Source organism: Mesotoga prima MesG1.Ag.4.2, from assembly GCF_000147715.2.
Taxonomy (GTDB): domain Bacteria; phylum Thermotogota; class Thermotogae; order Petrotogales; family Kosmotogaceae; genus Mesotoga; species Mesotoga prima.
In genome coordinates this window covers 2,719,542-2,740,472 of record NC_017934.1, presented here as the reverse complement: position 1 = coordinate 2,740,472, position 20,931 = coordinate 2,719,542, and the positions used below count along the sequence as shown (strand labels likewise).

Sequence of the window (20,931 nt, the reverse complement as noted above, 5' to 3'; positions counted from 1 at the left end):
TAAGATTTCATTGATAAATCAGTTAATAACGCTACAAAGAGTTCTACAAACTCTGAACCCAACATCATATGCTGCACCCGTAGGCGTGTAAGCACTTCTTGCAGAGACTCGCAGATATCTTTCGAAATCGTGCCAGGATCCGCCTCTGATAACTCTATAGTTACCCTTAGAAAGAACACAGGGATCGCTCTGCTCTGAATCCGGATAACTCTCATACCAGTCAAAACACCATTCCCAGACGTTTCCACTCATGTCGTAAATCCCGATTTCATTTGGTTCCTTCATTCCAACTTCAGAAGTCTTCCAGTCGGAGTTGAGATTGTACCAGGCAACCACTCCCGGTTGATCATGTCCGGAATATATAGTATCTCCGGCCGAATCGCCTCCTCTGGCTGCATATTCCCACTCTGCTTCGGTAGGTAGTCTATACCCAACAGCCTTAGAAGGCGAAGAAACAATCTCTCCCTTTACGTCAATAAGATCTCCGAGAGAGTTGTAGGCCGGGGGCAGACCCTGCTTCTCACTCAACCAGTTGCAGTACTCTACTGCATCCCACCAGCTTACAAATATCACCGGCCTCTCTCTTCTTCCCCAACCATTGTCTGGTGATTTCTCCCGTCCGGTTTCTGCACAGAATTCATCAAACTCCGAAAAAGTAGTTTCGTACTTCGAAATCAGGAAATCGTGGCTTATATTAACAAAGTGAGGTGACCATTCATTGTCAAAACCGGACTGCGAAAGATCACCCATGACGAATTTTCCTCTGCGGACTCGTACAAAAGACGAGTCGTCCAGTGATCTCGCAAAGATGTACAGGTATGTGAGCATCGACACGAGCATAAGAAGTTTGATCTTCCTCATATAAGGCCTCCATTAGTACCTTTCGTGATCACCACGAAAAGCCTTCTATGACAACCCAATCAATAATATATCCAAACAGCCAATAAAGATCCTTCAGAAATGAAGGTCAATTCTCTCTTCGGTTCCGACAAGAAGGCGGCCGGTTACAGTCAGGAAGATATGTTCGTTGTAGGTGTTGATTGGAGCGATAGAAACATAGAGATGATAGCTGCGAACAACACTGCCGTTGTCGCCACGATTCTTCAGCCGTTTGGAGACTCGGCGCTAATAGCGGCCGATCTTATCAACAAAATAGTTGTAGAAGGAAAGAGTCCCGAGGAAGTTATCGGCACCGTCAGGGTAATATACATGGACGCCCCGCTGATTATCTCAGCGAACGCTCAGGAGTACATCAAGTAAGAGTTTTCACAACGTGTAGGTAAAAGTAGTAAAGGGAGTCTGCCGCGACAGTCTATTATTTAACATGGTGTTATTCTCATTCGCAAGTGGTGAAGTGCCTGAGCAGACTCCCTTGCCTAATTAATGTCTTCCAACGTTATCATCATTGGAAGACTTTAAAGGAGCGGTTATCAAAAATGAATTCAAGTGTGCTTTTCGCAGGATATGATATTGGAACGACTTCGAGCAAGGTTTCTATTCTAAACGCTGAAGGTCATATTATCTCAAATGCCAAGGTAAACCATCCTCAAGAGTTCTCGATAGATGGTTTTCCCGAACAGGATGCTCAGAACTGGTGGGAAGACTTCAAAAAACTGACTTCGATCGTTGGCAAAGAGATCTCGCTTTCGAGAACAGAAGCGATTGGACTCAGTTCAATGTGTCCATGTGTGCTTCCTGTTTCAGATGAGGGAATTCCACTGAGAAAGTCTCTCATGTACGGAATAGACCAGCGTGCTTCAAAAGAGGTTGAGCTTCTTAATGAATCCTTTAGTCGCGAGAAAAACAGATCAATTTATACGGATTACTCCAGCCAGTCGATTCTCCCTAAGCTTCTCTGGTTAAGAGAGAACCAGCCGGCGATTTTCAAGAGTACTTCGCGAATCCTTACTGCGAACGGCTACATTGGATCTAAACTTACACAGTCATTCGTAATGGATTATTTTTCAGCTTCGGCCGGTAATCTGATCGATCTAAATAGCCTCGAGCTCTTCGAAGAGCCTTTTGATCGTTTCGATCTATCGACGAGTCTCTTCCCGGAAATAAGATGGGCACTGGAGCCAATCGGGAGTTTAACTCGTAGCGCCTCGCTGGAAACAGGACTGAAAGAGGGAATAACGATATTTACGGGAACTGGCGATGCTTGTGCGGACGCGATCACCAATGCCTGCATAGAGCCCGGTAGTGTTTCGGTTTCACTCGGAGGAACATCGATATTCATTCAGTCTCTGGAGAAACCGGTATGGTCTCCAGATCTATTTGTCGAGACCGGAGCAACTCCCGGTTCCTTTACCATAGGAGGTGCAACGAGCTGCGGGGGCCTTCTGACAGACTGGATAGTTGAGCGATTGTTTGGTCTCAAGGCATCGGAAAAAGAGGTTCTTTTGAGGGATTTCGACGTCAAGAAGTATAGACCTTCTAATCTCATTCTTCTGCCTTTCTTTGGGGGAGCCCGAACACCCTTCAACGATCCAGGGGCAAAGGGTATCTTCTTCGGCCTTTCTATGGAAGCGGACAGGGAGAATATTCTCTCTGCGCTGTTTGAGTCTATTGCAATTGATATCGGCATGATAAGCGATGAGATCAAGAGGACGGCACTTGAACCAGGCCAAATCTGTGTCTCAGGAGGAGGAACCAGGAGCGAGGTTCTCCTCGGGCTGATTGCCACTGCTCTAGATCGTGAACTCCTGGTTTGTCCGCAAGAATACGACTCTGCTAGCGGTGCCGGGCTCATTGCTTTGTGGCGTTTTCGGAATCGAGCCTCTCGGAAGTCGTAGACAAAATCAAAGAGAGATATGTCATTGTTGAACCCTGGAATGAATTCAGAGAATACATTTTCGAGAGGAAGGAAGCTTTCAAGGAGCTGTACAACTGCAATCGAGATCTCTTTTTGAAGAGATGAAGTTTCTTTGAGAACAGAGGAAGCATCTTAGAGATGCAAAAATCAGCCGGGGAAATCCCCGGCTTGATTATATACTAAGAAATTAACAGGAACGAGCGCTTCACAGAAAGATTGCGCTAGTTTTCTGTATATTATAAGTCTTTAGAAGCAAAGTCTTGCAAGGGAGTTAGCGGTCATGAACTTGGGATTTGCTCTTATCTTAATTGGCTTGGAATTTGCAGGATCTCGCTTCAAAAAAGGTTGAAAGAATATCGCCCATTCAGGATGCATAGATCCGAAAGATTCGGAAACGACGTCTTAAATCTACGTGGACCTGATCTCATTCTTGCGAAGAGCACGAAGTGCTATAATTTTGGTGTGAGACGTTCTAGATAAACTCTTTCTACGGCTATGAAGTATTTGTTTGAAGGAGGTGTTGTGAAGTGATTTACTACGTAGATGACAACGCAAAGCCGACCGGAGAACATGAAATTCATACGGAGTACTGCGATAGGCTCAAAGAGTTAAAATCGAAGACAAGGCTGGGAGATTTCGTTAACTGCTTCGGAGCCCTTCAGAAGGCGAGAGAGATATACCCAAATGTCGATGGCTGCATTCATTGCTGCAGTGAATGCCATAAGGGCTGAAGCGTCTTCATAAATTTCAGATTAATGGTCGCTTGTAGGGAATAAATGAATCTTTCTTGCAGATTCGTTAGCTGGCGTTTTTGCTTTTTCTAGTGATTTCTCCGGCCATAGAGCATTTTGTTAACTTTCACTTTAACAGTCTCTTTTGTGATGACGGCCTGCAACGGTTAATAACACTTCATTTCAGAGTTCCGCATTCTTTTCCGATGCTATAATGATTCGGAACTGATGATTCACACCCGCGGATATCGGAGAAGAGAGTGGTGAAATGGACAGAGTAGTTATAGTTGGCAACGTTGATGTCGATATCATAGCAGGTCCGATTGACGACTGGCCAGAATGGGGAACGGAGATAGGCGTAGATACTGTTGATATGCGTATCGGCGGGCAGGCTGCCAACACAGCTGTTGTGCTCGCCGACCTCGGAGTACCTGTGGAAATAGTTACTGTAGCCGGAAATGATCTCTTCGGGAAGGCCTTAGAGCGAAGATTTATTGAAATGGGAATTTCCGTCGAAGGGCTTGACCTCATCGAAGGCAAGACTCCTCACACAGTTGCGATAACTCATAAAAGCAGTGAGAGAAGCTTCTTGAGCGACGAATCTGTCATGCGTTTCATGGATGTTGACTTTGTTAGCAATAAGCTTACTAATGTCAAAGGTGCACATATCCTGTTTTGTGGAATCAATGTTCTTAACGGTTTGAGAAGGGGAAACCTGAAAGTACTTCTGGAATCTCTCAATGAGGATAACGTTATCTACATGGATCCGGGATGGCCTCCCGACGGCTAGAAGTCATTCAGACCTCAGATAAGGAGCTTGCTGAATTCATTAGACTGGTTCCTACCCAACGAAGCCGAACTAATTGCCGTGACACAGGAAACTTCGATTTCCAGCGCCGTTGAAAGCTTTCAGAGGGACTTCCGTAGTAATGCGATGGTGAAGATGGGCTCTGAAGGTTCGCTCATGATCTCTAGAGAGAGTTCAGAAGAGTATTCGACCGAAAGGTCAGAGAACGTTGTGGATACGATTGGAGCCGGGGATTCCTTCAATGCCGGTTTTATCTATTCGGCGGCCGTCAAAGGAAGCTATGATGTCGACCTTGCCCACAGGATCGCCAGAGACTGGATCGAGGGAAGATACAGGGAGAAAATTTCCTTGTAGGTTGCTCTGATTAGTTTTCGCAGTTTTTTGGAAGTATACTGTCTATTCATAAGCAGGGGGATGAAGAGAGTGTTTCTTAAAGAAGGTCAAAGAGTGCTCTTTCAAGGGGATAGCGTAACTGATACTGATAGAGACAGAGAGGACTTCTTTTCTCTTGGGGACGGTTATCCTGCAATTATCTCCGGACTCTTGGGTTCTGCGCATCCGGAACTGAGAATCGAGTTTCTGAACAGAGGCGTTGGAGGAGATAGGGTACGGGATCTTCGCAGACGCTGGGAAGTTGATTGCCTTGATCTCTCTCCTGACTGGGTTTCGATACTTGTGGGTATAAACGACTGTTGGCGCCTCTACGACAGCAACGATAAAACGGAGCCGGAGAACTTTGAAAGCGACTACAGGTATCTGCTGAAATCGGTCAGGTCAAAGGGAGCATCTGTGATAATAATGGAACCCTTCTTCCTTCCAGTCTTCTCTGGGATGGAGAGATGGACTGAAGATCTTGGACCGAAGATCCAGATAATCAGGAGAGTTGCGAGGGAATTTAAAGCGATTTATCTTCCGCTCGATGGAATTTTCGCTGCTGCAGCCGCGAGACGTGAGCCGGAATTCTGGGCCGAAGACGGTGTTCACCCCACTCCCGAGGGCCACGCCCTGATTGCCCGTTACTGGCTTCAGGCAATGAATATCACTCTTTGATTCGGGTAGTTAACCTCAAATTGTCGGCTCGATGCTGTAGTCGACAAGGTGATCGTAGTATTCGCGATTCCTTTCATATTCCGAGCGATATATGATACTTTTGGCATCTAATGCGTGATCTATTGCGAGAATGCCGTCGAGGTGGTCTATCTCATGCTGAAGCAGCTCCGATCTTGCCTGATCGACCCCCTTCCATTCGTATTCGATTCCTCTTTCATCTTCATACACGACATCTACCGAAAGGCTTCTTTCGAGCCTAATGAGCAGATGTGGAAATGACATGCAGTCATCCCACATTGTAAATGTAGCCCTACTGCGGTCGACTATTCGCGGGTTTGCAATTACAAAACTTCCTTGACCTAGATTGAGCGCAACGATTCTCTTGAGAATGCCGATTTGCGGGGCTGAAATTCCGCGACCGAAGCCATTTTCTTTTCTGAATTCATCAAGGGCCTGTTTGAGCATGACGATCTGCCCTATCGTCTCCTGGCTTCGAAAGTCAGAGACGGGAGAGGATGTTTCGCGGAGCAACGGATTTCCAAGAAGCAATACTTCACACGTCATCATCAACATCCGAAAGCTCTTTGGCTCTTTTCAAGAGATGTGCAAGAGCCGCTGCCGTTCCTAGGGGGAAGAGAAAAGTTCCGGTCTCTAGAGAGCCGGCGACAACCTCTCCCCCTGAGGAGATTATATCTTCAAGTGCTATCTTGCGCTCAAGACTTTCGCAGAGCAATTCCTCCGGTATGGCAATTAAAGCGCTGACCTCTTCGGGGTCGAGTTCGAAGGGAGTGTCATCTGCAAAATGCGCATTAAAGCAAGCGATGAAGTATGGCTCTTTCTCGGGTAAGTCTTTTCGTCGATCTAACATTTCGTAGATCATTCTGGGAGCGGGTGATGTAAGTTCGATTGTGTCAACAACGCTTCCGTCCGGTTGAACTATATCCGTCCTCGCTGAATGAATTATTTCGACGGCCTTTCCAGTCTCTTCGACTGCTTCGCGTTTTGCTGCTTGGATGAACCCCTCGCCTTCTTCACAGTGGCCACCGATTCCGGCGAAGAACCTTTCTCCGAACTCTGTTCGATGCTTCCTTCCAGAAACCTGAAAGAGGTAAAGACCCCGGTGCTTTATAATCAGTCCAGTGCCCTTTTCGGAATTATCTGGAACCAAACTGTTGATATTCATAGTATTCTTTCCTTCATTACTCGATTGTCGAGACAATCATCTATTTATCCAAAGAGGCGATCTTCTATATGTGCGAAGACCACTGTCGCTGGTCTACAGACAACGTAATGGTCTTTAGCCGCCGGATCGATCCTTATTCAAATTCTTTATCACGGAATCGGCTGCCAGCTTTCCCGTAAGGATGCTTATCGGTACACCTGCAGGGCTATAAGCCCACTGGCCGGCCTGAAGAACATCCGGTATTTTCGTTTTGACCGAGCTGTTTACCTTCATCATACTGGCTACAACTGGTATCGGTTCCTCGAAAGACCATCCTACAATCGAGCCTTCAGTGCTGCCGGAGTAACTCTCTATTGAAAGCGGGCTGCTGGAAAATGAAAAGAGAATCCTGTCTTTCAGAATCGGGTAGATTGAATTAGATAGAACTTCGATTATTCTCTTTTCTAGCTCTTCTTTCAGCTCTCCGTACCAGCCGGACTCATACGCTTTCTTCACTATATCGTATTCGAAGAGTGTGCTTACAATAAGACCGGTCTTTCCTTGTGGGGCTAGGTCTCTGTCCTTGAGAACGGGGATCGAAATCTCGTAGGTGCTCAGTTTGCAGAACCTGTCAAGCCAGCTCAAGACTTCTTCTCTTGAATTTACAGACCAGTTCTTCAGAATGGACTTCATTTCGCTGCGATGAGTCTCGCCAAGGCCTTTCTTTGAAGGGGTATAGAAGAAGTGCCCGCTGGAGATCGCTTCAAATTTCTCAGGCGGTTCGTCGACCGCGATGAAGACGCTGAAGATAGAATCGGTCCCATGTTTCTTCGATATCTCTGATCTGAATGCGTTGACCGTTTCCGTTGCGGTCTCTTGCAGGCCGTCTGTTTTTACAATGGAGTAGAGCTTCTTTAGGTCGGCAGCCCACACAAGCTTCTTGTATTTATGGGATCTTCCATTGCTATCCACGATTACTTTTTTCTCGGCATGGACCTCTGTCACTTCCCTACCTGTCTCTATTTCCCCACCGAACTGGATTATCTTTTCTTTTACGCGTTCCGCCATAGCTCCAACTCCACCCTTCGGATAGAAGTAATCCTGATATAGGTAGAAATAACTCATGGCGAAAAAAGTCGGTGTGTTCTTGAAGAAGTGCTGATCAATGATGTCTCTCAAAGAACTGTCTTGGACAATCTTCTCGAGGAACTCCTCGACCGGCATCCTGAATTTTCCAATTCTTCGGAGGGTGAAAAGGAACTTGAACAGCCAGGGCAGGTACACTTTGACAAAATACGACTTGTTGTTCTTGAAGTCCATGAAGAGGGGATTATCGACTCCGTAGAGAATCTCCATGTCCTTCATGATTCTCTTTATGAATGAAACGACTCTCTCGATTTCATCCTCGCTTCCAGGATACATCTTCCTAAGGAGATCAGAATACTCCTTCAAACTTTCCTTCGAGGTCACACGTATAACACTGTTTTCGATCCCCACAGATACCGGACTCTTGACTCTTTCGATTTCAATCCCAAGCTCCCTCAGCATGGGGAGAATAATTCCCGCGCTTTCGAGCGCCCTCACACCGCCGTCGAAGAGGAAGCCATCTCTCCAAAAGGAGTTGATCAGGCCCCCACACTTCTCGTTCTTCTCCAACAAAAGGACTCTAGCTCCGTGCTTTGCAATATATGCGGCACTGGTCATTCCGGCTATTCCACCGCCAACTATTATCGCGTCATAGATTTCCGTCATCGATGCCCCCCATTCGTAGGCTTTCCTGCCAGAGTTTTTTAGCTGTTTCCATGTCGAGTGCGGGAGGGGCGGGAATCTCTTCCGTGGTTAGATTGAAGAACTTTCCGCCGACATCCTGGAGATCACCGGAAACACCAAGATAGTAAAGGGCTTCTGCCGAGATTTCCGGCGTACGGGAGAATCTGTCGACAACATTTCTCTTATACCATTTGTATAGTGCTCCATTTTCCTTTCCCGTACCCGTCTTGACTGCACCGGGGTGCATTGCGTTTATTGTGACCCCACTTCCTTCGAAGTACTGATTAAGAATAAGCATGCTAAGCAGCTGGCAAGTCTTTGCAGAGCCGTAGGCCTTAAGGCCAGTGTAACGTCTCTTCTGCCAGTTAAGGTCCTCCGTTTCTATTCCCCAGACGGCAAATCGATGGCCTTCCGAATTCACAATCAGAATGCGTCCGCTTCCCTGAGCTTTCATCTTCTCTCTTATTAGATAGTTTATGACGAATGAGGAGAGATAATTGACTACGAAAGTCGTTTCAAAGCCTTCCTTTGTAAGTTCTTTGCGCTTCAGAAAGACTCCAGCGTTGTGTATCAAGACATCTATAGCATCTCCCATCGTAGAGAGCTCTTTACCGACTCTCAGGATATCGTCTAGACTGCTGAAGTCGGCTATCATATATGAACATTGAACGCCGAAGTCGCGTTTGAGTTCGTCGCAAAGCCTTTCCGATTTTTCCCTGTTTCGATTTATGGAAAGAATCCTCGCTCCGTGGCTTGCATACTTCCTGCATGTGTAGTATCCAATACCCGAAGTGCCTCCGGTAATGACCATTAGGCGACCCTCAAAATCATCATTGCAGATCTTTGGATCAGACTTGTTGTTCTTCATCATCGCGCGGATGTTGGACCATTTGTATTGCTTCCAGTATTTGCGGATGGGGCTCTTGCGTCTCTCCATGTGCAAAACCTACCCGAAGTGTTTTCTCATGAAACGCCTGTAAGGCTTTCTGAATGAGGGTATGTTGTCGAAGATATCACCCCAAAGGTCATAGTAATCTCTCTGCTCGATTATCTTTCCCCCTTCACTAATAGAGAGACGGCTCGCACCATAAATCACGGAAGTCCTCGTCTTCTTGAAGAGTATCGTCATCTCCCATTCGACAAAGACCACGTTGTCTTCCTTAATGACTCTAAGAACGGCCATTTTCAACTCTTTGGATCTCTCGGCAAGTCTTTCGGTCATTTTCTTGAATTCTTCGATTCCCCGGATTTCCTGGATCGTGTCTTTGAAGAGAATGTTGTCGTCGTAGTACGGTAGAATGTGGGACCAGTCAGGTTTCCCTTCTGTGTTGTAAGTCTTTGACCATAGTTCTCGAATTTGATCGGCACTCTCTATACAAAATCCATCCATAATCACAACTCCCCAAAACGGTCATTAGAAACATACAGAGTCCTGTATTCACTCAAGTAACTAGTCAAACATAGAGAATATCTTAAGCAAATCGTATCACGGCGACTCTTGCGAAGCAAATATTTGGAGGATTACAAAATAGCAATCTTCAATTCTGCCCGACAAACTGTGAACGATAGATTTGAAAGTAACAAAAGTTCAGAAACAATGCTGTTGAAAAACGCTCTCTAGCGCAAACTTGAGAAGCCAAGAGCGGCATGATAGGAGCTACGAACGAGAGGACCCGATGCGACGAACGAAAAGCCTCTCTCAAGAGCGAAGATTCTGTAGCCTTCAAACTGCTCCGGCGTAATATACTCCACTACCGGAAGGTGCTTATGAGATGGCTGCAGATACTGACCAATAGTCAACATTCTGCAGCCTGCATCAGATAGGTCCTTTATTACTGACTTAACCTCGTCTTCGCGCTCACCAAGGCCCACCATTATTCCAGATTTGGTAATTATCGAAGAGTCAATTTCCTTCACTCTCCGCAGGAGACCGATAGAACGCTCGTACGTTGCTCCGGGTCTTACATTGGCGTACAGAGAAGGTACGGTCTCTATATTGTGATTCAAAACGTCCGGATGCTCTCTAACGATTCTTTCGAGAGCCTTCCAGTTACCATTTAGGTCAGGAATCAGTAGCTCGATTGTCGTATTTGGACAGTTCTTTCTCAGTTCACGGACTACATCGACGAATTGAGAAGCGCCACCATCGTTAAGATCGTCCCTGGTAACCGAGGTGATCACAGCATGTCTCAGTTGGAGAAGATGGACGGCGTGGGAAATGTTCTCCGGCTCCTTTGGATCTGGAGAGCCTGGTATTCCCTTTGAGACTGCACAGAATCGACAGTTCCTTGTGCAGATATTTCCAAGTATCATGAATGTAGCGGTTCTGGATGCAAAACACTCTCCCATATTTGGACATCTCGCCTCTTCGCACACGGTATGAAGACGCAGGCTTCGCAACATGACCTTTATTTCGCTAAGCTTACTCCTGTCGGCATTGAGCTTCTTCTTAAGCCAGTCTGGTTTCTCCTTCACTTTGACCACTCTCCAGCCATTCTCTCGAAACTTCTATCAGTTTGCTCTTAAAGACAAGAGAAAATTTTTCTTCCACACTCTTTATGATCTCATGTAAATCAACACTATCCACAAAATCGTCCATCGATGCAATCGTATAGTCTTTTATGCCGCAGGGATTGATCAGTTTGAAATGTTCCTTATTCACCCGTACGTTCAGGGCAAATCCATGCATTGTGAACCATCTTTTTACGGCAATACCGACAGCGGCAATCTTTGTTTCTTTTACCCAGACGCCCCTGTATTCCGGTTTCCTTCCGGCTTCAATGCCATAATCTTCCAGCACTCTAATTACTACCTCTTCGAGAGAGTGCACGTACCATGGAAGATCTTTCTTCCATTTCCCAAGGTTCAGAACGGGGTATGCAACAACCTGTCCCGGACCGTGATAAGTTATGTTTCCTCCCCTGCCGGTACTTTGGAGCTCTACCCCCAGTCTCTCAAGCTCGCTTTCATCTACGAGAAGATTCTCTCTTCCGCCCGATTTGCCCACGGTAAGGACTGGTTCATGTTCAAGGAGAATCAGTATGCAATCGGCCTTCCCCGACATAACCTTTTCAAGAGCTAGATTCTGCAGATTCAGCCCTTCAAGGTATTTTGTGAGCCCGTCCAGTCTAAGTGAAAAGCAACTTCGATTCTCCATTTTCAGTCGGACCCCGATTGACGCATAGTCTTATTAATTGGCGAAAAAAGTGTTTCAATCGATTCTACATATTTAGTGACTTCTTCTCGACTCAGAGAAGCGGGTCTGGTTTCTCCGGTAACCCATAGTTCGACTTGATCGAAGAAATGAGGGCTGCGTGGACCTTCTGAAGCTCCTGGTGTCAGAAACGCTCTGCACTTGTCTATGTTTGAAAGGTCGACGATCTGTGTGTAAGAGTTTCCCAGTTGCGACCAGATGGTATTTCCCGAGGTGGTTACGAGATCGGGCGCTTTTCGATTCGCATCTGGGTAAATCGAGGGGAGGCCTTCAAGATTAGTCTGATAAACCATAACCACCTTTCTAACTTGAGAAACGGCCTCTCGAAGACTGCCAGCCGAAGCCTCAAGTAACTGGTTGACCCAGACTGCCAATTCTTCCTCTTCCGGCAACTTCTGAGTTCTTTCAAACTCTTCCAGGGCAGAACGAAGTAGGAAGATATTTCCGGAATGGCACCCGCCGTATTTCGAGGCAACAAGAGCAGTGACCGTATTGGGCCGCAGACTGCGATGCATTTCCCGCACTACAGTCTCGGCAACATCGGCCGCTCTGCTGTTCTTCAAAAGGCGATAGTCCCAATGACTCAGGGCTTTAAGAAGCCTCGTTGAATTCTGTGACAGAAGGTTCTTCTCAGACAAAATGCCTGCGAGAGATAGAAAATCTCTGGCAATTGCCGAGACATTATCTCGATGAATCTCCGAAAAGCTCTCGAAAGTGAATTCGTTTTGATCATCAAGGGGCTCGTAAAGCCTTATACTTCTTGGGTTATGGCCGGTTTCTCCAGTTCCTATAGTTAGAGAATACGGGTACCAGTCTCTGACGGACAAATGACTTGCACTGGCAACTAATCCCGAAAAAGGATTCTGAACATCAGGAAGCTCCTGCGCGTGTTTGTAGAGACCGAGTGTGCGCATGAGCTTGTCGGACTCGAGCAAGTCCTTGCCGTAAATCTCGGATAGCGTCCCGGCAACTTTTCTCCTTGAAAGTTCCATTTGAAACGTGCGATCCCCCGCAGTGGCATAGCCCGCCCCGAAAAATAGTTCAGAGTCATTGTCGGCATAGATGTGTGCTACTCCCCATGAATCACGTACTATCTCGATTTGACCGGCAAATATTCTTACGGGAAGAATAGAAAGAAGCACAATGATAGAGATTAAAACCATCCACAACGTCATTTGCTTCCTCATATCTGCCCCCTTTTGCTCACTGTCTGGCGTGACCCTCCAATTATAGATCACTCTACTGATGGGAGGAACTTCAAGTTACAATCCGTCATCCAAGGCGATAGTGAATATATGAAGTGTCTTTCAGAAATCAGCTATCAGATGAGGCTCCATAATTGGAGATCTGATTTCGAAACGTAAACAATGATTCCAAGGTATCTGTGAAGAAGAAAAACACATGAAAGTAATGCAGTTATTGAAGCGCTGGATGTCAATCACTCACTTTTGCTACTGAAGGCTTCTCTAAAACGGTAGCTTTACCTGGCAGAATTCAGATCGTATCTCCAATTTGCAAGCCAAAGAAAAACGGAGAGGTTTCCCTCTCCGTTCGACTGGCGATTCTGATTAATTGGCCGGGTTGATAATAGTTATTCTTCCCTCGTTGACGGGAGCGATTGTTCCGTGTCTTTCGATGTATTCTGCAAATGCATCTCTGAGGAAGGACTTTGTTTCAATGACTTTCTCCATCCCCAGGAACATGGTGAACTTGTCACCGCCGCCCGTTAGGAAGTCGTTGGCGGTGAGTGTGTACATCTTATCCGGATCGAGTGGAACACCGTTGGACGTAACAGATATCAAGCGCTCATACGGTGGTTTCGATGCGTCGAAAGTGTATTCGAGGCCCGATACCTGTAAGAATTGGCCGGCAGCGGCCGGATAAGCCGAAATTCCGTGTTCGAGGACGTCCCATATTTGCTTCCCGGTTGCTCTTACGGCGACGACAAGGTTGTCGAATGGTAAGACCGTGTAGACATCCTTTATCGTAATATCTCCAGCTGGAATACTGGCTCGAACTCCTCCACCGTTCTGTATGGCAAAGTCAGTTCCAGTCATCTCTCGAAGGCTATCGGCAATCGCGTTTGCAAGGTTGGATTCCTTCAGTCTTACCGTGCCCCTTTCCCCATCGAGATCAACCTCGGTTTTTCCAATCACCGTACCGAGCTTTTCGTCAAGCTGAGAAACATAACTCTGAACCACTTCGACTACTTCTTCATCCTGCGGAAGGTTCTGACTCATGAATACGTGGGCGAAGTTGATACCTATTAGTTCTCCGTTGTAGATGTTGAGATTCGTCTTTGAAATCAGCTCCGCATGTTTTCCTGAAGAGATCACCCAACTACCGTTTATCTTTTCCGGGAAAGCAACAACGTCTCTTCCTCCTTCGAATATAAGATCGTAGCCGGGAACCTTTGCTGGTAGTACTCTGTTGCCACCGTGCAGATGGGCGAGGGCGACCACCAAATCTGCCTGTGGAGACACTTCATCCAGGAGTCTCTTTGCAGCAGAATACTGTTCTTCGAAGGTAATTCCCGCTACGTTCCTTGGATGGGTGTACCAGGCGCTGCTGTCGTCAGTAAGCCCAACAATGGCTATCTTTATCCCGTCGACTTCTTTTATTATGTATGGCTCAAGGAAATAGGGGGATTCTCCAAGGTATAAAGTATTTGCGCCAAGGAATGGGAAATTCGCAAGTTTGCTGTTTCTTTCCATCACGTTGAATGGGAAATCGAAGTCGTGATTACCGAGAACCATGGCGTCGTAGCCCATCATGTTCATGATCTTAATTACCGGCTCTCCTTCGAAGAGGTTGGCGACGTTGGTGTTGTAAGGAGCGTCTCCAACGTCCAGAAGCAGAAGATTTGGCTGAATTGCTCGTTCTGTCTTAACGTAGTAGGCCATCCTCTCCATCGCGCCCACTGGGTACTTCGCCCCGCTTGGTAAATAAGGCTCTATGTGCCCGTGTATGTCTGCGGTTGCGAGCATTGTGATTATCTTGAAATCTGGATTGTCGACGAAGTTCGAAAGAATCTGAGCGGCTTCTTCCCTCCTCAACGGTCTTTCCAGAGAGAGCAACTGGGACGGCACATAGACAAGTTGTGAGAGTTTTGCCGAATAGTCTATTGGTTCATCAACTCCAAATAGAACCTTGGCTACTGCGAGCGCGAATTCGGCGCCCGTTACTGCTTCAAATGGTCTGTAAAGCCCATCGACGACATCTTCGGCTCGTACCTTAATGAGCCCCTCGATGTACTCCTCTCCTTCGATATCGATGATATCTTTGGCAGACGGAACGACGAAAGCCTCATCGATTACTCCTAGTGGATCGGTGTAGACGAACTTCTTCTCGACCTCTTCTTCGAGCTTCATGGACTGGATTGTCGACAGCTTGAATGTCTTTACTATCCACTCGGCAGCGTCGGCTCTTGAAAGCGCTTCGGTCGGACTGAAGAGATCGTCCTCTGCCTCAACAATCCCCGCGGCAAATAGCTTTTCGATCGCAGCCGAATATGGGCTGGCCGAAATGTCTTTGAGCCCGGCAAATGAAAGCGCACAGATCAGTAACGCTGCAATCAGGATGATTCTGTTCCTCAATGTAGTATCCCTCCTCATAGTAAAGTTATACGGAAAAATCAGAAAGAGATTAGTGAAAAACTGCTGAAGCTCACTTTATCACCAAGACTATTATACGTCAGCCAATCAGTTTGACGGACGGTTTTAGAGGGATGCGATGAAGAGAATCCGACCTTTGTTTTTTTGGATGGTAAGCTTTTTACAGGGACTACAGCTGTTTACCATGCACAAATTCTTCGAAGGTGATTCTCAATTTTAAGCTGGTAAGACCATTCTGTTGAATACAATCTGTTGATTGATGAATGCGGATTCGATTATGCGCACTTGTTATATCTATCGAAGGGGTCACCGAGCGAAATAACAAGATTCGACAAAAAGAATGATCGAGATGCTGAATCAAGTTCATGACGATATCTGACGTTTCTTTACTCTAGAGCTTGGCACACTGGAACAGACAACTTGCAACTGCTCTTTCGAAGGACGGGTTTCACGATCCCGAAGGACCGAGGACGGCTCCTACTCCTATTTGTTGTCCGTCAACGGTCCACCGTCCTCCGAGAAGATCTTTTCTAGAAAGTCCAGATCCTGAACAGGATCACGAGGATGACAAAATGAGTTCGTTCTGATCCGAGGGCGTAATTTGTTTCTTGAGGACTGGGTCAAGCTCTTGTTTTTTGCTCCCGACCAACCCCCGACCTTCGACCCCCAACCACGGTCTTACAACTCACAACTTGCAACCGTTCCTTTGGTCTTTCAAGAGTTCAGCGTATCATAGCAAGTGTCCAGCGCAAAGTGTTTTTTCCAGCGATTAGCGGATTCTCCGTTTTTAAGCGCATAGCGGGTCCTATGCTTGCAACTTGGAACAGACAACTTGCAACTGTATGTTCTTCTCGGCGGACGGAGAACTGCTCAACGGTCAACCAGTTTCTCTTACTCTTCAAACCTCTGACCACTGACCTCTAACCTCGGTTACAACTTGCAACTGTTGTTATTCCCGGAGAACGGAGATCCCATAACGGACAGCCCTTATCGTTTCTAGCTAACAGAACAGGTTCGTTCACCCGCATAGCTCTATGATTGCCTGTGTGAAAATCTTGGCGCTCGTCAGGAGATCTTCAATGACAGCAAATTCATCGGGGCCGTGCATATTGTTTTCGCTTCCGGGCATAGTACAGCCAAATGCCACACCGTTCTTCAGTCGATGTACATACGTTCCGCCGCCCATTGAGATGCAGTACCCCTTCTCTCCGGTGTAACTTTCATAACATCTCAGAAGTGTCTTGACGAACTCGGAGTCACCCGGTACGTGATGAGGAGGTTTTATGTCATCGTTTTGTAGATCTATGCCATAGCCGGCCAGTTTTGCCTTGATAACGTCAAGAAGGTTCTCTTTCGTTGCACACAAAGGAGCCCGGCAATCGAATGTCCCGTTGAGGCTGGAACCATCGTACTCCAATATATTGAGGCTTATTGTAAGCTTGCCGGATAGTTCATCACTCATCGCCACACCGGCAGCCTCACCGAGCCAATCTCCATGAGGAAATACAGAGTTTAAAGCTCGAAGTCTTTCAAAGCCGGTGCTTTGAGAAGCCGGAAGCCTTGAGATTACCTCCAGCAAACCTGTCAAAGCATTTCTCCCCTTATCTGGAGTCGAAGCGTGGCCTTGAAGTCCTTTGGCCTTGATTGTAGTCTTGTCTCCCTCGGTGGATAAGTTGAACGAGATGCCGCTGATCTTGTCGACGGCTTCACAGCAATCGCGGATCTCTTCGGGATCGATCCCCTCTACAACGGCAGTTGCTTCACCGGGAATCACATTACTCTTGATCCCGGCCTTGAAGCTTACAATTCGGGGAGTTTCAGTTGACTCTTCAAATCTCGATTCGAACTTTCCCTGTAGACCTCCCTTTTCTATGTTCACAACCGGGAAACTGGCGTCCGGCGAGAAGGTCATCGGAGCCTCTTCTTCGATCCCATAATAGTATCTTATATCGGACGATCCACACTCCTCGTCGGTTCCAAGTATCAGTCTTACACTGGCCTTCAGTGGAATATTGAGATCCTTGACAGCCTTCATGGCGTAAAGAGCTGCTACGGCGGGGCCCTTGTCGTCTATCGTTCCTCTGCCATAGAGCCTTCCGTCCTTGACTACCGGGTTGAAGGGTTCTGTGACCGACCAACCATCACCTCCCGGTACCACATCGAGATGAGCAAGAATGTCAAGCTTGTTTTTTTGATCGTCGAAGTCAATCGCTCCTACATAGTTGTCGTAGTTTTTGGTCTTGAATCCCATCTCAGATGCCATCTCAAGGGCCACAGCCAGCACTTCGGCCGGTCCGTCGCCGTATGGCTTGCCCTCTTTCGCCTCTTCTTTGTCGCTCTTTATCCTTACCAGTCTCATGATATCTCTTATCATGAGCTCCTTATTCTGTTCGAAGTATTCTTCAATCAGTTTCTTCATAGGAACGATCTTCACCTCCACCTGTTCAAAGTCTCGGATACTGCGTACCCACGTCTCGCGGCAGCTTCGAAAAGGAATCCCAGTGACTCTTCTATCTTCCTTCTGGGTGCAGCGATGTTCATTCGCGTAAAACCCTCACCACCTTCTCCATAGTTTATGCCTCTATCCAGATCGAGATATGCCTCGTTCAGCAGGAATGAGTGCAGCTCCTCATCATCTAGTTTAAGCCTCCGCCAGTCTATCCAGATTACAAATGAACCCTCTACTTCGGTCATTGTAACTGCCGGAATATTCCTGGTGAAGAAATCCTTCATTATGGAGACATTCTCCCACACGTACTCCCTCATCTCTCTAACCCAGTCGGCCCCGTCGGGTCCGTAGCCTGCGCATACTGCCGCATGAACCATGGGATCTATGCTTCCGTAGTGATCTGCGTCTCGCTGGATCCTGAATCTCTTCCTTGTGGAGGGGTCGGGTATAACTATATTTGCGCTGTTGACGCCAGTCAGATTGAAGACCTTTCCAAGTGAGGTCGCAACTATCGAGTTGCTTTCATCTCCGGCAACAGTGGAGTACGGAATAGCCGAATTGCCGTTGAAGGTTATTTCTCCGAATATTTCGTCGCTGAATACAAGGACGTTATATCTCTGTGCAAGCGAGGAGATTTTCTCCAGATCTGAACGCTGCCAGACTTTTGCAATGGGGTTATGAGGATTGCACAGTAGGAAAAGCCGGTTTTTCTCAACCCTCATACATCTCTCTAGGTCATCGAAGTCCATTGAGTACTTTCCGTCCCCGTAGATAAGAGGATTGCTCACTATCTCTCGGTTTGTCCTTCTTACAGCCTGTTCGTACCTGTTGTATACAGGAGGCTGTACGATTACACCGTCTCCCTCTTTCGTGAATGCCCTGATGGCCGTCGCAACCGAGTGAATAGTACCATATGTAGGCACAATCCAGTCTCTCTCTATCTCCCAGTTACGCATGTTCTTCATCCACCACTGTACGCTGGAAAGATACTTTTCGTCGGCAAGTGTGAATCCAAGAAGGCCATTCCTGGCCCGCTCAACAAGAGCGTCGATTATTGCAGGAGCAGTCTTGAAATCCATCTCAGCGCCGGCATAACTGATCAGATTCATCTTCTTGACTATATCGGGAGTGAGCATGCATTTCATGTTCCCCTGATTCTCCCTGTTTACCAGAGTATCGAAGTCGTAGTCCATATTAATCGTTCTCTCTGATTTCGATTACTGCCTCGATCTCGACCGTGAAATCCAACGGCAGCTGGTTCGTTCCAATTGCAGTGCGCGCGTGCCTTCCAGCCTCTCCGAATATTTGATAAAGGAGTTCCGAAGCCGCATTAGCAACGATATGCTGCCTGTCGAAGCCTGTTTCGCTGTTCACAAAGGCCTGGAGCTTCACGATGTTTACGACCTTGTCGAGATCACCGAGGTAAGCCTTGACGGCTGCCAGCATGTTGACAATAAACAGTCTGGCCCCTTCCTCGGCGTATTCGATTGATCTCTCCTTTCCCACTTTCCCTGTGTAAGCAGGCTTTCCGTCCTTCATCGGTACCTGACCCGAAACGAAAAGAGCGTTTCCGAGCCTTTTGACGGGAATATACATGGCTCCTGGCGGTGAAGACGGCGGTAGCTCGATTCCCAGTTCCTTTATCCTCTTCTCTATAAGCATCATCTTCTCCTCTTTTTCTTTATTTATGTCAGCTGATTTCCTTTATGTATTTGTATATCGTGTATCTAGATAGATTGAGCCTGCTTGAAACGTACGGGACTGCCTTAGAAAAGTCGAAAGCCTTTTCTCTTTTGAGCAGACTTATCAGTCTCAACCGGTCCGATTTATTCATCCTTTCGATGGGCTTGCCTACAGCCTCGAGACAGCTGTCAAAGATCGAAGAGAGCTTGTTCTCTCCCGCCTCGCTTATAGCAGACTGCAAATCGGATTCGACCTTCATGAAGTTCTCCAGAACGTTTGAAAACTCCCTCATGTAGGTGAAGTCATAGTTTATACCAAGCGCATAGTGATAATCTTCGCCCTTTAGATGAAAGGTCGTTGACTTTATGAATTTTCCGGATTTGTGCACTGCTAGATGATTTATGAAATCACCTTCCAGATATGATGACTTGTACTTGGCAAGATCGCCGTATACGTCCCCAGATATGAACCCGTTCTTCGCTAAAATCAAAGGCCAGATTCTGGAACGGATCTAAAGATGAAGTTCTCAATAGCATTTAAAATAGTGAACTGATAAATCTTCGCCAGACTCCAGACCCGAGGCCCTCTTTTTTGGATTTGTTCTTTGACTCACAACCTGTATTTCGGAACTTTTAACTACTCGCGTTTTTCGCGCCTTTTCGGGGTCATCCTCGTGAGTGCTTCTGCACAGGATCTATTGGTTTTTGATGAATCAAACAGTCGATATTGTTCCGTTATCAGCACTCTCTTTCGGTTCGTTCTAGACGATTCGTTCTAACATGTTTATGAAGAAGGAAGAGCTCCCCTAAACAGGAACGCGATCGAATTGGATAATTGAACAGCAAATGATCACTATTCTAAGTATGTGCGTTGAAGAAATCAGCTATCTGGAGGCTAAAGCCTTTTCAAGAACTCCGAGGCACAATCTTTGATCAAAGCTGCTCCCGTGCTGTTTTGATGAACATGATCTACCGTCAACAGAAATCCGTTTTCCTGCGATAGTGCGTCCCAGCTCTTTCTTAATAGGATATGCTTGAAGATGATCCGTAATGTGAATTCCCAGGAGACTTCCCGCCCTGAAGAAGGACTTTTCTTATTCTTTGTCAGATAATCACGTTGACGTTCATTGAGATCTATATAGCACAAGTCCATCTGAGAAGTTATCTTCTTAATCAGTTCAGAGTATTCCACGCTTCTCTTGAAGAGAATATGTTCGGGTTCTTCTGTAATCAAAGGAAGCGACATCACTCCTATATGAGCAATGGAAGCGGTCTTGAGCCTTTGCAGGATTTCAGCGAAGTTTCTGGCATAGCTCTCTTTTGAAGGTCTCTCGGGTAGTCTATTCTTTCTGATATAGGCTTTCATGGTTTTTTCTGAGTAGGTCGCCCACACGTCGTTTGTTCCTACCAGGAGAACAGCAATATCTGGCTTCAAACTGGTTACTCCGTCGATTCTCTTGAGAACGTCGTAAGAAAGATTTCCGTTTATTCCACTGTTAATAAACCTATACTTTCCCCCGAATTCGCTTTTCAGCATCTCGAAGTAACTCACACCCACGCGGCCATAGGTGATACTATCTCCAATACAGACAACAGTATTCATGTGTAGTCTCCTCATCCTCAATTCATAACTATT

At 46.6% G+C, this 20,931-nt stretch carries 19 protein-coding genes and 1 pseudogene; 5 read left to right on the top strand and 15 right to left on the bottom strand.

Annotated elements, in window-relative coordinates; translation table 11 throughout:
* Window positions 1–18 precede the first annotated feature (18 nt).
* On the bottom strand, window positions 19–861 hold the full coding sequence (locus THEBA_RS12545; RefSeq protein WP_014731856.1) for a formylglycine-generating enzyme family protein: 843 nt from the start codon (window positions 859–861) through the stop codon (window positions 19–21).
* A gap of 99 nt (window positions 862–960) precedes the next feature.
* On the opposite strand from THEBA_RS12545, the gene THEBA_RS12540 reads away from it, so the two are divergent.
* The 5 genes and pseudogenes from THEBA_RS12540 to THEBA_RS12515 all read left to right on the top strand — a co-directional run bounded on the left by THEBA_RS12540 (window position 961) and on the right by THEBA_RS12515 (window position 5,404).
* Window positions 961–1,260: a hypothetical protein gene (locus THEBA_RS12540; RefSeq protein ID WP_041928308.1), complete on the top strand. Its 300-nt coding sequence runs from the start codon at window positions 961–963 to the stop codon at window positions 1,258–1,260.
* A gap of 176 nt (window positions 1,261–1,436) precedes the next feature.
* Entirely contained in the window at window positions 1,437–2,795 is a 1,359-nt protein-coding gene (locus tag THEBA_RS12535; RefSeq protein WP_014731855.1) for an FGGY family carbohydrate kinase, read from the top strand.
* A 547-nt stretch (window positions 2,796–3,342) separates the two neighbouring features.
* Window positions 3,343–3,546, top strand: coding sequence for a hypothetical protein (locus THEBA_RS12530; RefSeq protein ID WP_006489575.1), 204 nt, complete (start codon window positions 3,343–3,345; stop codon window positions 3,544–3,546).
* A gap of 268 nt (window positions 3,547–3,814) precedes the next feature.
* Window positions 3,815–4,708 (top strand): annotated as a pseudogene (locus tag THEBA_RS14755) (carbohydrate kinase family protein).
* A 69-nt stretch (window positions 4,709–4,777) separates the two neighbouring features.
* Complete coding sequence (locus THEBA_RS12515; protein ID WP_014731854.1) at window positions 4,778–5,404, top strand: SGNH/GDSL hydrolase family protein; 627 nt, start codon at window positions 4,778–4,780, stop codon at window positions 5,402–5,404.
* A gap of 15 nt (window positions 5,405–5,419) precedes the next feature.
* Here the strand turns inward: THEBA_RS12515 and THEBA_RS12510 are convergent, their stop codons facing one another.
* The 14 genes from THEBA_RS12510 to THEBA_RS12445 all read right to left on the bottom strand — a co-directional run bounded on the left by THEBA_RS12510 (window position 5,420) and on the right by THEBA_RS12445 (window position 20,898).
* Entirely contained in the window at window positions 5,420–5,968 is a 549-nt protein-coding gene (locus tag THEBA_RS12510; protein WP_041928299.1) for a peptide deformylase, read from the bottom strand.
* On the bottom strand, window positions 5,958–6,587 hold the full coding sequence (locus tag THEBA_RS12505; RefSeq protein ID WP_014731852.1) for an NUDIX domain-containing protein: 630 nt from the start codon (window positions 6,585–6,587) through the stop codon (window positions 5,958–5,960). Before THEBA_RS12505 ends, THEBA_RS12510 begins: the two co-directional genes overlap by 11 nt.
* A gap of 114 nt (window positions 6,588–6,701) precedes the next feature.
* Window positions 6,702–8,318 (bottom strand): phytoene desaturase family protein, encoded by a 1,617-nt coding sequence (locus THEBA_RS12500; protein ID WP_014731851.1) that lies wholly within the window; start codon window positions 8,316–8,318, stop codon window positions 6,702–6,704.
* Window positions 8,302–9,273 (bottom strand): SDR family NAD(P)-dependent oxidoreductase, encoded by a 972-nt coding sequence (locus THEBA_RS12495; RefSeq protein ID WP_014731850.1) that lies wholly within the window; start codon window positions 9,271–9,273, stop codon window positions 8,302–8,304. The genes THEBA_RS12500 and THEBA_RS12495 overlap by 17 nt, the downstream gene beginning before the upstream one ends.
* Before the next feature lie 9 nt (window positions 9,274–9,282).
* Window positions 9,283–9,726: a nuclear transport factor 2 family protein gene (locus tag THEBA_RS12490; protein ID WP_014731849.1), complete on the bottom strand. Its 444-nt coding sequence runs from the start codon at window positions 9,724–9,726 to the stop codon at window positions 9,283–9,285.
* A gap of 227 nt (window positions 9,727–9,953) precedes the next feature.
* Entirely contained in the window at window positions 9,954–10,811 is an 858-nt protein-coding gene (gene lipA, locus THEBA_RS12485) for a lipoyl synthase (RefSeq protein WP_014731848.1), read from the bottom strand.
* Window positions 10,786–11,493, bottom strand: a complete 708-nt coding sequence (lipB, locus tag THEBA_RS12480; RefSeq protein WP_014731847.1) for a lipoyl(octanoyl) transferase LipB — start codon at window positions 11,491–11,493, stop codon at window positions 10,786–10,788. Before lipB ends, lipA begins: the two co-directional genes overlap by 26 nt.
* A 2-nt stretch (window positions 11,494–11,495) precedes the next feature.
* Window positions 11,496–12,737, bottom strand: coding sequence for a penicillin acylase family protein (locus tag THEBA_RS12475; RefSeq protein WP_014731846.1), 1,242 nt, complete (start codon window positions 12,735–12,737; stop codon window positions 11,496–11,498).
* A 381-nt stretch (window positions 12,738–13,118) separates the two neighbouring features.
* A complete protein-coding gene (locus tag THEBA_RS12470) occupies window positions 13,119–15,146 on the bottom strand; it encodes a 5'-nucleotidase C-terminal domain-containing protein (RefSeq protein ID WP_014731845.1) in 2,028 nt (675 codons plus the stop codon).
* A gap of 1,036 nt (window positions 15,147–16,182) precedes the next feature.
* Window positions 16,183–17,583: a dipeptidase PepV gene (pepV, locus tag THEBA_RS12465; RefSeq protein ID WP_041928297.1), complete on the bottom strand. Its 1,401-nt coding sequence runs from the start codon at window positions 17,581–17,583 to the stop codon at window positions 16,183–16,185.
* Window positions 17,584–17,594: 11 nt separating this feature from the next.
* The gene (locus THEBA_RS12460) at window positions 17,595–18,806 is read right to left on the bottom strand and encodes a MalY/PatB family protein (RefSeq protein WP_014731843.1); all 1,212 of its coding nucleotides are present in this window, start codon (window positions 18,804–18,806) and stop codon (window positions 17,595–17,597) included.
* Window position 18,807: 1 nt separating this feature from the next.
* Window positions 18,808–19,275, bottom strand: coding sequence for a RidA family protein (locus tag THEBA_RS12455; protein WP_014731842.1), 468 nt, complete (start codon window positions 19,273–19,275; stop codon window positions 18,808–18,810).
* 28 nt (window positions 19,276–19,303) lie between these two features.
* Window positions 19,304–19,786 carry a helix-turn-helix domain-containing protein gene (locus THEBA_RS12450; protein ID WP_014731841.1) on the bottom strand — a complete coding sequence of 161 codons (483 nt, stop codon included), beginning with the start codon at window positions 19,784–19,786 and terminating at the stop codon, window positions 19,304–19,306.
* Between the two features lie 404 nt (window positions 19,787–20,190).
* On the bottom strand, window positions 20,191–20,898 hold the full coding sequence (locus THEBA_RS12445; protein WP_014731840.1) for an SGNH/GDSL hydrolase family protein: 708 nt from the start codon (window positions 20,896–20,898) through the stop codon (window positions 20,191–20,193).
* Window positions 20,899–20,931: the final 33 nt, after the last annotated feature.

Coding starts and splice junctions, on each gene's coding strand:
- THEBA_RS12545 (WP_014731856.1), bottom strand. CDS start 861: ATGAGGAAGATCAAACTTCTTATGCTCGTGTCGATGCTCACATACCTG.
- THEBA_RS12540 (WP_041928308.1), top strand. CDS start 961: ATGAAGGTCAATTCTCTCTTCGGTTCCGACAAGAAGGCGGCCGGTTAC.
- THEBA_RS12535 (WP_014731855.1), top strand. CDS start 1,437: ATGAATTCAAGTGTGCTTTTCGCAGGATATGATATTGGAACGACTTCG.
- THEBA_RS12510 (WP_041928299.1), bottom strand. CDS start 5,968: ATGACGTGTGAAGTATTGCTTCTTGGAAATCCGTTGCTCCGCGAAACA.
- THEBA_RS12505 (WP_014731852.1), bottom strand. CDS start 6,587: ATGAATATCAACAGTTTGGTTCCAGATAATTCCGAAAAGGGCACTGGA.
- THEBA_RS12500 (WP_014731851.1), bottom strand. CDS start 8,318: ATGACGGAAATCTATGACGCGATAATAGTTGGCGGTGGAATAGCCGGA.
- THEBA_RS12495 (WP_014731850.1), bottom strand. CDS start 9,273: ATGGAGAGACGCAAGAGCCCCATCCGCAAATACTGGAAGCAATACAAA.
- THEBA_RS12490 (WP_014731849.1), bottom strand. CDS start 9,726: ATGGATGGATTTTGTATAGAGAGTGCCGATCAAATTCGAGAACTATGG.
- lipB (WP_014731847.1), bottom strand. CDS start 11,493: ATGGAGAATCGAAGTTGCTTTTCACTTAGACTGGACGGGCTCACAAAA.
- THEBA_RS12475 (WP_014731846.1), bottom strand. CDS start 12,737: ATGAGGAAGCAAATGACGTTGTGGATGGTTTTAATCTCTATCATTGTG.
- pepV (WP_041928297.1), bottom strand. CDS start 17,583: ATGAAGAAACTGATTGAAGAATACTTCGAACAGAATAAGGAGCTCATG.
- THEBA_RS12460 (WP_014731843.1), bottom strand. CDS start 18,806: ATGGACTACGACTTCGATACTCTGGTAAACAGGGAGAATCAGGGGAAC.
- THEBA_RS12455 (WP_014731842.1), bottom strand. CDS start 19,275: ATGCTTATAGAGAAGAGGATAAAGGAACTGGGAATCGAGCTACCGCCG.
- THEBA_RS12445 (WP_014731840.1), bottom strand. CDS start 20,898: ATGAATACTGTTGTCTGTATTGGAGATAGTATCACCTATGGCCGCGTG.